The organism is Actinomyces sp. oral taxon 849 str. F0330, from assembly GCF_000239715.1.
GTDB lineage: Bacteria > Actinomycetota > Actinomycetes > Actinomycetales > Actinomycetaceae > Actinomyces > Actinomyces johnsonii.
On record NZ_JH470348.1, the window covers coordinates 252,775 to 264,812 of the forward strand.

The 12,038-nt window shown below is 69.8% G+C and carries 12 protein-coding genes; 10 read left to right on the forward strand and 2 right to left on the reverse strand.

Features of this window, described 5'->3' with window-relative positions:
• Positions 1 to 31: 31 nt before the first annotated feature.
• Entirely contained in the window at positions 32 to 730 is a 699-nt protein-coding gene (locus HMPREF0975_RS15955; RefSeq protein ID WP_009232234.1) for a hypothetical protein, read from the reverse strand.
• Positions 731 to 889: 159 nt separating this feature from the next.
• Positions 890 to 1,672: an SDR family oxidoreductase gene (locus tag HMPREF0975_RS01075; protein WP_009232235.1), complete on the reverse strand. Its 783-nt coding sequence runs from the start codon at positions 1,670 to 1,672 to the stop codon at positions 890 to 892.
• Between the two features lie 117 nt (positions 1,673 to 1,789).
• Here HMPREF0975_RS01075 and HMPREF0975_RS01080 point away from each other — a divergent pair, with 117 nt between their 5' ends.
• From HMPREF0975_RS01080 to HMPREF0975_RS01120, 10 genes are all read left to right on the forward strand, one after another.
• A complete protein-coding gene (locus HMPREF0975_RS01080) occupies positions 1,790 to 3,157 on the forward strand; it encodes a Na+/H+ antiporter family protein (RefSeq protein WP_009232236.1) in 1,368 nt (455 codons plus the stop codon).
• A 138-nt stretch (positions 3,158 to 3,295) separates the two neighbouring features.
• The gene (proC, locus tag HMPREF0975_RS01085; RefSeq protein WP_009232237.1) at positions 3,296 to 4,120 is read left to right on the forward strand and encodes a pyrroline-5-carboxylate reductase; all 825 of its coding nucleotides are present in this window, start codon (positions 3,296 to 3,298) and stop codon (positions 4,118 to 4,120) included.
• A 470-nt stretch (positions 4,121 to 4,590) separates the two neighbouring features.
• Positions 4,591 to 5,592, forward strand: coding sequence for a nitrite/sulfite reductase (locus HMPREF0975_RS17220; RefSeq protein WP_009232238.1), 1,002 nt, complete (start codon positions 4,591 to 4,593; stop codon positions 5,590 to 5,592).
• A 61-nt stretch (positions 5,593 to 5,653) separates the two neighbouring features.
• Positions 5,654 to 6,295 carry a nitrite/sulfite reductase gene (locus tag HMPREF0975_RS17225; protein WP_009232239.1) on the forward strand — a complete coding sequence of 214 codons (642 nt, stop codon included), beginning with the start codon at positions 5,654 to 5,656 and terminating at the stop codon, positions 6,293 to 6,295.
• Complete coding sequence (locus HMPREF0975_RS01095) at positions 6,292 to 7,086, forward strand: phosphoadenylyl-sulfate reductase (RefSeq protein WP_009232240.1); 795 nt, start codon at positions 6,292 to 6,294, stop codon at positions 7,084 to 7,086. The genes HMPREF0975_RS17225 and HMPREF0975_RS01095 overlap by 4 nt, the downstream gene beginning before the upstream one ends.
• Positions 7,083 to 8,081, forward strand: a complete 999-nt coding sequence (cysD, locus tag HMPREF0975_RS01100; RefSeq protein WP_009232241.1) for a sulfate adenylyltransferase subunit CysD — start codon at positions 7,083 to 7,085, stop codon at positions 8,079 to 8,081. Before HMPREF0975_RS01095 ends, cysD begins: the two co-directional genes overlap by 4 nt.
• Positions 8,081 to 9,439: a sulfate adenylyltransferase subunit 1 gene (locus tag HMPREF0975_RS01105; RefSeq protein WP_009232242.1), complete on the forward strand. Its 1,359-nt coding sequence runs from the start codon at positions 8,081 to 8,083 to the stop codon at positions 9,437 to 9,439. The genes cysD and HMPREF0975_RS01105 overlap by 1 nt, the downstream gene beginning before the upstream one ends.
• Before the next feature lie 3 nt (positions 9,440 to 9,442).
• On the forward strand, positions 9,443 to 10,225 hold the full coding sequence (cobA, locus tag HMPREF0975_RS01110; protein ID WP_009232243.1) for a uroporphyrinogen-III C-methyltransferase: 783 nt from the start codon (positions 9,443 to 9,445) through the stop codon (positions 10,223 to 10,225).
• A 41-nt stretch (positions 10,226 to 10,266) separates the two neighbouring features.
• The gene (locus HMPREF0975_RS01115) at positions 10,267 to 11,310 is read left to right on the forward strand and encodes a sulfite exporter TauE/SafE family protein (protein WP_009232244.1); all 1,044 of its coding nucleotides are present in this window, start codon (positions 10,267 to 10,269) and stop codon (positions 11,308 to 11,310) included.
• Positions 11,307 to 11,993, forward strand: coding sequence for a sirohydrochlorin chelatase (locus HMPREF0975_RS01120; RefSeq protein ID WP_009232245.1), 687 nt, complete (start codon positions 11,307 to 11,309; stop codon positions 11,991 to 11,993). Before HMPREF0975_RS01115 ends, HMPREF0975_RS01120 begins: the two co-directional genes overlap by 4 nt.
• Positions 11,994 to 12,038: the final 45 nt, after the last annotated feature.

Consider the following 12,038-nt stretch of genomic DNA (forward strand, 5'->3'; position numbering starts at 1 on the left):
TGTGTGCCTTGCCTATCCCCTGTTGCGTGTCTCAGGCACTGCCCTGGCCCCCGGGGCCTCCCTGCCCGCCGGGACCGCCCGGGCCCCCTCCGGGCATGCCCTGCCCGTTGCCAGAGTCCTGCTGAGCGCGGCCGGCGGTACCGTCGTGGCTGTCATTGCCGAGGAGCTCGTTGGTCCCCCAACCGGCCGCGAACGATCCCGCCAGCAATGCGACCCCGGCAGCTCCGACGACGACGCGACGGCGGCACCAGGGCTTGCGATTCTTGGCGCGCGCCTTCTTAGCAGCGTCGGAGGCAGGGCCGCCCACGCCGATGGTCGCGGCGTTCTGAGTATCCGGGGACACCCATGTTCCTGCCAGTCTCGTGTCGACGGTACTACTGCCGGCTCCAGCCGACCGGGCCTTGCCGGCCGACGCATCCGCAGCCGCCCCATCGGAATGATCAGCAGGGATCTGCGCGGTGGCACCGGCGGCATCACCGGCCTGTGCACGTTTCGCTCCGGGTTCCTTGGCGGAGTCCTTCGTGACGTCCTTGACAGAGTCTTTCACCGAGTCTTTCGCGGCGGCGCCCACGGCTTCCTTGGTACCGTCGCCGTTCCGACCGCCGGGGGCGCCCTGCGGAAGGCGATTCTCGGCGTCGTCGGCGGTTCCCCGAGTGGTGAGGCTCTCCGTGGTCGCGTCGCGTTGGGAGGCCGCGGCGTTGTCGTCACCGGAGGAGACGTGCTTGCTCATGGGTGTCCTTTCAGTCTGATTCCCGGCCCGGCCGGGACTGGGACGCACGTTAGGACCCCGCACTGTGCCCGCGGCAGGTCAGACCTGTGGGCCATCTATGTCCGGCAGTCCCTCAGCAGCGCACCGGCGGCTCACCGGCCCTGAGGCAGGCTCTCTCCCCTACTGCTCGCGGGCCACCAGCGTGTTGGAGGCCTGGGCCCGCGGCCGCACCACCATGGAGTCGATGTTGACGTGGGCGGGCAGCTCCAGCGTCCAGACGATGCAGGCGGCGACGTCGTCGGCGCTCAGCGGCTCGGCGACGCCGGCGTAGACCTTCGCGGCGGCCTCGGCGTCACCGTGGAGACGGTTGAGGGAGAACTCCTCGGTGGCCACCATGCCGGGCGCGATCTCGATGACGCGCACCGGCTCGCCCACCAGCTCCAGGCGCAGCGTGTTCGCGATGATCCGCTCGGCGTGCTTGGCGGCCACGTAGCCGCCCCCGCCGGGGTAGGTGTCGTGTGCGGCCGTCGAGGTGAGGAACACCAGGTCCCCGCCCCGCCGGCGCATACCGGGAAGGAAGGCCTGGCTCACGCGCAGGGCGGCGAGCGCGTTGCGCTCGTACATGGTGGCCCACTCCTGGGCACTGCCCTCGGCGACCGGGTCGACCCCCAGCGCGCCACCGGCATTGTTGACGACCGCGTCGACCGGGCCACCGTCGAGCACTTCGCGGGCTAGGCGCTCGACGTCGTCCGGCTCCTGGAGGTCGGCGGCCACCCAGGTGCAGCCGGTCTTGGCGGCGAGGGCCTCGAGGCGCTCCACCCGCCGCGCGGTGGCGACGACCTCCCAGCCGTGGGAGCGCAGAAGCCTGACGGTTGCGGCGCCGATACCGGTCGAGGCCCCGGTGACGAGGGCGCGGCGGGCCGATGGGATGCTGCTGGTGACATTGTTGCGGTTCTCGCTCATCGGTCCACGATACGTCCCCGTCACGCCCGCCTGGCACAATCGTCCCCGATTCGCAGGGGGCCCGCCCAGGTCCGCTCGCGAAACACAGCACAGCCCGTCCCCATCGGAAGGCTCTCCATGAACGCCGTCATCCTCGCCGTCCTGGTCATGCTCATCTTGGCGACGCTGCGCGTCCATGTGGTGCTCTCACTGTTCGTCGGCGCGCTCGTGGGTGGGCTGAGCGCGGGCCTGGGGATCAGTCAGACGATGGTGGCCTTCCAGAACGGGTTGGCCGACGGCGCCAGGATCGCGCTGTCCTATGCCCTGCTGGGCGCCTTCGCCATGGCGGTGGCGCACTCGGGCCTGCCCCAGCTGCTGGCGAACTGGCTCATCGCCAGGATCGAGACCGAGGACGGCTCCGCTTCCCAGCGGGTCGTGCGCGTGACCACGATGATGGTGCTGGGAGGATTGACGGCTATGGCGATCATGAGCCAGAACCTCATCCCGGTTCATATCGCCTTCATCCCGCTGGTGGTGCCGCCGCTGCTCATCGTCATGAGTCGACTGCAGCTGGACCGCCGTGCGGTGGCCTGCGCCATTACCTTCGGCCTGGTGACCACCTACATGTTCCTACCGTTGGGCTTCGGGCGGGTTTTCCTCCATGACATCCTCTACGCCAATATCAAGGACGCGGGCCTGGATGTCTCTCGCATCTCGGCGACCCACGCCATGGGGATCCCGGCGCTGGGCATGATCACGGGCCTGCTCATCGCCGTGTTCGTCACCTACCGCAAACCCCGTACCTACCGGATCGACACCGGCACCGACTCCGACTCGGGCGAGGAGATCTCCGGTCCCGTCGAGATCGACCGCCGCAAGGTGGCGGTCGCGCTGGTCGCCGTCGTGGCTTGCTTCGCGGTCCAGACCGTTCTGACCTGGACGGGTTCCGAGGCCGACCCGCTGCTGGTCGGGGCGCTCATGGGCCTGCTGCTGTTCATGGCCACCCGGGTCGTCACCATCGCCGAGGCCGACGACGTCTTCACCGGCGGCATGCGAATGATGGCCCTCATCGGGCTCATCATGATCACGGCCCAGGGCTTCGCCAATGTCCTCAAGGAGACCAAGCAGATCGAGCCGCTGGTGAAGTCAGCGGCCTCCCTGTTCGCAGGCTCCAAGCCCGCGGCCGCCTTCGTCATGCTGCTGGTAGGCCTCATCGTGACCATGGGAATCGGCTCATCCTTCTCCACCCTGCCGATCATCTCGGCGATCTACGTGCCACTGTGCCTGTCCCTGGGCTTCTCGCCGGTTGCCACGGTATCCCTCATCGGGACCGCAGGAGCGCTGGGGGACGCCGGCTCACCGGCGTCGGACTCCACGCTGGGTCCCACGGCGGGTCTTAACGCCGACGGACAGCACGACCACATGCGCGACTCGGTCATCCCGACCTTCCTCCACTTCAACATCCCCCTGCTCATCGCCGGGTGGATCGCCGCCATGGTCCTGTAGGACGAGCCGGATGCTGCGCGTGCCGCACGGAGCGAGGTCCCTGCGGCACCAGACACCCGACTCCCCGGAAGTCGCTCCGTCCGGGGCACCGGCGCGGTACCGTGTTGGTCTCACATCACAGACGAGCAGGAGGCCCTCATGCGGATCGGTTTCATCGGTGCCGGCAACATGGTCAGCGCGATCGTGCGGGGGGCGGTGGCCGCGGGAACGCCGGCCGGGCACCTGCTTCTCACCAGCAAGCACGGCTCCGCTGAGCGCCTGGCGGCCCAGGTCGGGGCCGTCCACGTGCCCGACGCCACCGATCTGGTCTTGCGCAGCGACGTCCTCATCCTGGGCCTCAAGCCCTACGTCATCCCCACCGTCCTGACGCGCCTGTCCGAAGCCATCGGCCGCAGCAAACCCCTGGTGGTCTCCATCGCGGCCGGTCTCACGCTCGAGCGCCTCGAGTCGATGCTGCCCGACAGCGCCCGGGTGGTACGCACCATGCCGAATATGGCGGCGGCCGTGGGCGAGTCGATGACGGCGCTGGCCCCGGGGCGCAACGTGGGTGCTCACGACCTAGAGACGGTGCGCACCCTCATGGAGTCCATCGGACGCACCGTGATCCTGGAGGAGAAGGACTTCTCCTCCTTCATCGGTCTGGCGAGCTCCTCCCCCGCCCTGGTGTGCGCCTTCGTCGATGCCTTGGCGCGTGCCGGCGTCATGGGCGGCATCCCAAAGGCCCTGGCCGTCCAGATCGTGGCCCAGGCGGTGCTGGGGACTGCCCGCACCGTACAGACCGAGGCCCAGCGCACCACCGAGGGCGGGCACGGCCGCACCCCGGCCGACCTCATCGACGCGGTCTGCTCCCCCGGCGGCACCTCGGTGGCCGGTATGGTGGCCCTGGAGCGCGCCGGTTTCTCCGACGCCGTCGTACGCGCCTTCGAGGCCATCGTCGAACGGGATCGCGAGCTGGGCGCGTAGCCGCGAACGCGAGCCGGCAGGTCCCACCCCGCATCCCAACCATTTTCGCGCGCCGACGGGACATGTCCCGCGTAGGGCCGCCATTTTTCCGCACCCTTACGCAAGAAAGATCACCCCTGGCAACGACCTCGTGACTGGAAGCACACATCGTTCTTGCTTGCTGTCAGATAAACCCGTCGCTATTGTTTCGGCCATGACCTTCTCTCACGCAGCTCTTTTCAGCGGTGTTTATCCCGCTGGCATTCTGCGTGCTCACGCGGTCATGTGTTGTCGGGCCTGACCAGCGCCTGACACCACGGGGACTTCAACCCCCGCAACGAGGTATCCGGCGCAATGAAGCGTCCGGAAGGCCCCGTTGAGACGGCTGACGCCAACCGAACGGCTCTGCAAACTCTGTGCGCAGCAGCGCGCACCAGGCCGCCCCGGACGCTCCTCACGTGCCAATGACACGCCACCGTCATGGAGGAGCAATGACCACCACCGTCACGCCACCTGCCCGCACCGTGCGCCCGCCGCGCAAGGCCCAGTCAAACGGCCAGTGGGCCCTCGACGGGCGCAAGCCGCTCAATGACAACGAAGCCTTCAAGCAGGACGGGTCCCCGCTGGCGGTACGCGAGCGGATCGTGAACATCTACGGTCCAGGCGGCTACGAGACCATCGCCCCCGACGACCTCAACGGCCGTTTCCGCTGGTGGGGTCTGTACACCCAGCGCAAGCAGGGGATCGACGGCGGCCGTACGGCCCGGCTGGACGCCTCCGAGCTCTCCGACCGCTACTTCCTGCAGCGGGTGCGTCTGGACGGTGGGAGCCTGAGCCGCGAGCAGCTTCGCGTGCTGGGCTCAGTCTCCAATGACTTCGCCCGCGGCACCGCCGACATCACCGATCGCCAGAACATTCAGCTCCACTGGGTGGAGATCGGCAGTGTGCCCGAGCTGTGGCAGCGCCTGGAGTCGGTGGGTCTGACCACGATCGAGGGCTGCGGGGACACGCCCCGGGGGTTCCTGGTCTCCCCGGTGGCCGGCATCGCCAAGGACGAGGTCATCGATCCGACCCCGCTGGCTCGGGCCATCAAGGATACCTACCTAGGCGACCCCGACCTGGCCAATCTGCCCCGCAAGTTCAAGACCGCCATCACCGGCTCCCCCAGCCTCGATATCCTCCACGAGATCAACGACATCTCCTTCGTCGGCGTCAACCACCCCGAGCTCGGTCCCGGCTACGACCTGTGGGCGGCAGGCGCCCTGTCCACCGCCCCACGTCTGGGCCAGCGGCTGGGGGCCTTCGTCACGCCGGAGGACGCCCTCGACGTCTGGTACGGCGTCATCCGCATCTTCCGCGACTACGGATACCGTCGCTTGCGCAACAAGGCCCGACTGAAGTTCCTCATGGCCGAGTGGGGGCCAGAGAGGTTCCGCCAGGTCCTCCAGGAGGACTACCTGGGACGCCCCCTCGCCCGACGGCCCGGCACCTGAGGAGCCAAGCGGGGACTCCGACCACATCGGCGTCCACGAGCAAAAGGACGGCCGCTTCTGGGTGGGGGCCAAGCCACCCGTCGGCCGGTTGAGCGGCGACGTCCTGCTAGGCCTGGCCGACCTGGCCGGCAGGGTCGGCTCAGACCGGGTGCGCACTACCCCGCTGCAGAACCTGCTGCTCCTGGACGTGCCGGCTGACAGAGTCGACGACGCCGTCGCCGGCCTGCGAGAGCTGGGGCTCGATCCCGATCCGGGCGCTTTCACCCGCTCGACCCTGGCCTGCACCGGGCTGGAGTTCTGCAAGTTCGCGATCGTGGAGACCAAGAAGCTGGCGGCGCGCGTATCGTCCGAGCTCGATGCTCGCCTGGCCAACACCGACCTCGAACGGCGCATCACCCTGACCATCAACGGCTGCCCGAACTCCTGCGCCCGCATCCAGATCGCGGACATCGGCCTCAAGGGCCAGATCATCACGGTCGACGGCGAGCAGATGCCCGGCTTCCAGGTGCACCTGGGCGGTGGCCTGGCAGCCGACGGACGCGCCGAGGCCGGCCTGGGCCGTACGGTGCGGGGCCTCAAGGTTCCCGCCTCCGGCCTGACCGACTACGTCGAGCGCCTGGTGCGCCGATACCTGGATCAGCGCATTCCCGAGGAGACCTTCGCCCAGTGGGCGCACCGAGCCGATGAGGAGGCCCTGCAGTGAGCGCCGTAACCGCTAAGGGCACCCGGGTGCACCTGGACCTGCCACGCCGCGATCCTGCTGTCGCCCCAAAGTCTCAGGGCACAGGCCGGGCTCCGCTGCGATCCACGCAGGAGCTGCGTGCCCTGGCCGAGGCCGGCGCCCGCGAGCTCGGTGACGATGCCCCTGTCCTCGACGTCGTCCAGTGGGCGGTCCAGAACTTCCCCGACACACTTGCCGTGGCCTGCTCCATGGCCGACGCCGTCCTGCCTCACGTGGTCTCCCGAGTCCTTCCCGGTGTCGACGTCCTCTTCCTGGATACCGGGTACCACTTCGCGGAGACCATGGGCACCCGCGACGCGGTGGCCGCCACCATGGACGTCACCATCGTCGACGTGACGCCCGAGCTGACCGTGGCCGAGCAGGACGAGCTCTACGGACCGGACTTGTGGTCGCGAGACCCGGCCGCCTGCTGCCGTCTGCGCAAGGTCGAGCCACTGGCCCGGGCCCTGAGCGGCTACGAGGCGTGGGCCACCGGGGTGCGCCGAGAGGACGCCCCCACCCGCACCCACACGCCCCTGGTCGGTTGGGACTCCACTCACGAGATCGTCAAGATCAACCCCCTGGCCGCCTGGAGCATGGAGGACCTGACCGGCTACGCCGACCAGCACGGCGTACTCATCAACCCCCTCCTGTACGACGGATACCCCTCGATCGGCTGCGCCCCGTGCACAGCGCGAGTCAAACCCGGAGACGATCCCCGTTCCGGCCGCTGGGCCGGATTCACCAAGACAGAATGCGGAATCCACCTATGAGCATCACCCTGACCCACACCCAGCCGGCCCCTGTCCCTACTCAGGCGCCGGACCTCGAACCGTCCGGTCTCGCCGACCTTTCCGAGGCCCCTATTGCCGCCGAGGCCCTGGGCATTCTTGACGTCCTGGAGGCCGAGGCCATCCTCGTCATCCGGGAGATCGCCGCCGAATGCCGCCGCCCCGTCCTGCTGTTCTCCGGAGGCAAGGACTCCGTGGTCATGCTGCACCTGGCGCGCAAGGCCTTCTGGCCCGCTCCGATCCCCTTCCCCGTCCTGCACGTGGACACCGGCCACAACTTCCCCGAGGTGCTGGCCTACCGTGACCAGACGGTCGAAGACCTCGGTCTGCGGCTGGTGGTGGCCCGCGTCCAGGACTACATCGACGACGGCCGTCTGCGCGAGCGCACCGACGGCACCCGCAACCCTCTCCAGACAATCCCGCTTCTCGACGCCATTGAGGAGGGCGGCTTCGACGGCGTCTTCGGCGGCGGACGCCGCGACGAGGAGAAGGCCCGGGCCAAGGAGCGCATCGTCTCCCTGCGCGACGAGTTCGGCCAGTGGGACCCGCGTAATCAGCGTCCCGAGCTGTGGAATCTGCTCAATCCCCGTCACCGTCCCGGGGAGCACGTGCGGGTCTTCCCCTTGAGCAACTGGACCGAGCTCGACGTGTGGCGCTACATCGAGCGCGAGGACATCGCACTGCCCGACCTCTACTACGCCCATGAGCGCGAGGTCTTCCTGCGTGACGGGATGTGGCTGGCGGCCGGCGGCGTCAACGCGCTGCGCGCCGGTGAGCAGGTGGTTACTCGCACGGTGCGATACCGCACCGTGGGCGACATGTCCTGCACGGGCGCCGTCGAGTCCGACGCCGCCACCAACCACGACATCGTCCTGGAGGTCGCCGCCTCCACCCTGACCGAGCGGGGAGCCACCCGCGCCGATGACCGCCTGAGCGAGGCGGCCATGGAGGACCGCAAGAAGGAGGGCTACTTCTGATGAGCACCCTCACCCTCACCGATATCCCCGCCGAGGCCGAGGCGCGCGCCGCCGCCACCGGCTCGCTGCTGCGACTGGCCACGGCCGGCAGCGTCGACGACGGCAAGTCCACGCTCGTGGGCCGCCTGCTGTTCGACTCCAAGTCCGTCCTGCGAGACCAGCTGGCCGCCGTCGAGCAGGTCAGCCTGGATAGGGGCCTGACCAGTGCCGATCTCGCACTGCTGACCGACGGGCTGAGGGCCGAGCGGGAGCAGGGCATCACGATCGACGTCGCCTACCGCTACTTCGCCACCCCGCAGCGCTCCTTCATCCTGGCCGACTGCCCCGGACACGTGCAGTACACCCGCAACACGGTCACCGGCTGCTCCACGGCCGACGTCGTCGTGCTGCTGGTGGACGCCCGCAACGGGGTCCTGGAGCAGACACGCCGCCACCTAGCGGTCGCCGCCCTCCTGCGGGTCCCGCACGTCATCGTCGCGGTCAACAAGATCGACCTGGTGGACTTCTCCGCCGAGGTCTATACCGCCATCGAGACCGATATCCGCGCCGTGGCCGCGGAGCTGGGTGTGGCCGAGATCCATGTCCTGCCGACCTCCGCGCTCCTGGGGGACAACATCGTCGAGGCCTCGGCCGGCACGCCCTTCTACGAGGGACCGACCCTGCTGGGGCTTCTGGAGTCCCTGCCCACCGCCCGCGATGAGGGCTCCTTCCGTCTCCCGGTCCAGCTGGTCATCCGCCCCCAGGGTGCGGCGCCAACACCTGAACTGCGCGACTACCGCGGCTACGCCGGGCAGATCACCTCAGGCACGGTGCGCGTCGGCGACCCCATCGTGGTCCTGCCCTCGGGCAGGCGATCGCGCGTGACCGGCATCGACCTGGGCGAGCGCAGCCTGGAGGAGGCCGTCGAGGGCCAGTCGGTGACGGTTCGTCTGGCCGACGACGTCGACGTTGCCCGCGGCGACACCCTGGCCGCGGCGGGCGACGCGCCCCAAGTGCTCACCGAGGTCTCCGCCCGCGTGTCCTGGCTGAGCGAGGAGCCCCTGCGCCCCCGGGCGCGGGTGCTGCTCAAGCACGGCGCCCAGACGGTCCAGGCGATCGTACGCACCATCGAAGGCCGCCTCGACCTGGACGACCTGACCACGGTGCCGGCAGATGCTCTTGAGCTCAACGACATCGGCCTGGTGCGGCTGCGTCTGGCCTCGCCGGTGCCGTTGGCCGACTATTCGGTCTCACGGTCCGACGGCGCCTTCCTCCTCATCGACGCCCACGAGGGCGGCACACTCGGGGCGGGCATGGTGCAGCTGGCGGGCGCTGGCAGCAGTGAACCGGGTGCGGCCGCTTCCCCAGGCAGGAGCTGAGGCATGCCCCGCGAGATCTCCCCCCACGCCGCCACCGCCGGCTGGGTGGCGCTGGTGGGCGGTGGCCCGGGCAGCAGCGGTCTCATCACCGCCCGCGGCCTGGAGCTGTTGGGCCAGGCGGACGTGGTCGTCGTCGACGCGCTGGCGCCCCGGGACCTCCTGGAGGACATTGGGCCCGACACCGAGGTCATCGACGCTTCCAAGCGGCGCGGCCGGCACGTCATGAGCCAGGAGGAGATCGATGCGCTCCTGGTCGACCTGGCCGGCCGCGGCAAAGGGGTGGTCCGTCTCAAGGGCGGTGATCCCTATGTGCTCGGGCGCGGCGGAGAGGAGGCCGCCGCCTGCCGCAAGGCCGGTGTCGCCGTCGAGGTCGTTCCGGGGATCACCAGTGCCATCGCCGTGCCCGCCGCGGCAGGGATCCCCGTCACCCACCGGGGGCTGTCGCGCGGTTTCTCGGTCATCACGGCCCATGCGGATCTCGGGGTGCTCCCCCAGCGCCGCGATCACACCCTCATCCTGCTCATGGGGGTCTCCCGGCTGCGGGACTCGGTCGCCTCCCTGCTGGAGGCCGGCAGCGACGCGGCCACTCCGGCGGCGATCATCGAGCGCGGCTACCACCCCGACCAGCGTGTGACCACCACCGAGCTGCGATGTCTGGCCGACGTCGCCGCCCGGTACGGCGTGACCGCCCCCGCGGTCATCGTCATCGGCGACGTCGTCACCCTGAGCCCGTACTGGGCCGACCGAGTCGTCGAGGTGACCCGGCCGGCGAATCCCGCCGCCTAACCCGCCTCGGCGCATGCAGACCGAACGTCCTGGAGTCACTGATGCGCAAGCTTGTTCTTCTCGCCCTCGTCGGTTTGGCCGCTCAGCTGGTCGACGGCGCCCTCGGGATGGGGTACGGCATGACCTCGTCCTCCCTGCTGCTTCTGGCCGGGCTGAGTCCGGCACTGGCCTCGGCCTCGGTGCACCTGGCTGAGATCGGCACGACCCTGGCCTCGGGGGCCTCCCACTGGCGGTTGGGCAACACCGACCCCCGCCTGGTGGTCCGGCTGGGGCTGCCCGGTGCGGTGGGGGCCTTCAGCGGCGCCACAGTCCTGTCACACCTGTCGACCCGCGCGGCGACCCCGGTGACGGCGAGCCTGCTGATCCTGCTGGGGGCCTATGTTCTGGGGCGTTTCGCCCTGCGCCCGCCCCGAGGCTCTGGCAGCCGGCGCTCCCCGCACGGCAGGCGGTTCCTGGTTCCCCTGGGGCTGGTGGGCGGTTTCGTCGACGCCACCGGCGGTGGCGGCTGGGGTCCGGTGGTGACAACAACCCTGCTCACTGGCGGTCGCACGGCACCGCGCACGGTGGTCGGCTCGGTGGGGGCCTCGGAGTTCCTCGTGACAGTGGCCGCCTCGACCGGTTTCCTCACCGGCCTGGGAACGGCGGGCATCAGCCTCGGGATCGTCCTGGCCCTGCTGGCCGGCGGGCTGGTGGCTGCACCGGTCGCCGCTTGGCTGGTCTCCCGTCTGCCCGGAACGGTGCTGGGCACTGCCGTCGGCGGTCTGATCCTGGCCACGAACCTGCGTGTCCTGCTGTCTTGGGCCGGGGCCTCAGCCCGGATTGGGGTCCTGTTGTACGGCGCACTCGGGGCGGTCTGGGCGGCCTTCCTGGCTCTGGCGGTCCGCAAGGCGCGGACTACCGCCAAGGACGTCCGCGAGGAGACCGATCAGGCGCTTGAGGAGGTCCGATCCCCCCATCGGCACGACCTCGCACCTGGGGCCGCCGCACCGGACGATCCGATCACCGCCGGTGGTCCCGTCGGGCCGACGCCGGTCGAGCCGGCCCGTTCTCGCAGGCACGCAGATCTGGTGGTGGAGCCGGTATGAGTACTCGTCCTCTGGTACTGCTCGCCCACGGCTCGCGCCGACCCGGGCCGTCCTCAGTCATGTTCAGTACCGCCGAGCGCGTCCGCACGATCCTGCCGGGAGTGGAGGTGCGCACCGGCTACATCGAATTCCAGCCCCCGGACCCGGCCACGGCGCTGGAGGGGCTGGTGGATCCGGTGGTGCTGCCCTTCTTCCTGGCCCGCGGCTATCACGTCCTCAATGACGTACCGGCCGCGGTGGACCGGCACGGATCGGGGACCGTCACCGAACACCTGGGGGTAGAGGAGCACCTGGTGGAGGCCGTCGCGCAGCGGCTTCACGAGGCATCCACTCCCCTGGGCGGAATCGCAGGGCTAGATCATGTCGTCCTGGGCGCGGCCGGGTCGCGTCAGGCGGCAGCGCTGGAGGAGGTTGAGGCCATCACCCGTTTGCTCGAGGCGCGTCTGGGGCACAGAGTTACGCCCGCCTACCTCTCGGGTGCGCGCCCCGGCGTCCGTGACGCGGTGAGCACGGCCCGGGCCCGGGGTGCCAGGCGGGTGGGCGTGGCCACCTACCTGCTGGCGGAGGGGCGTTTCCACCGGGCCCTGCACTCCACGGGCGCCGATGTCGTGGCCGCTCCCATCGGCGACCACCCGGCGGTCGCCGAGCTGGTGGTCCACCGCTACCGGGAGATGGTCGCCTGACCGCGAGGCCCTCCCTCCACCGAGAAAAACACTTTTCGCGAAGGG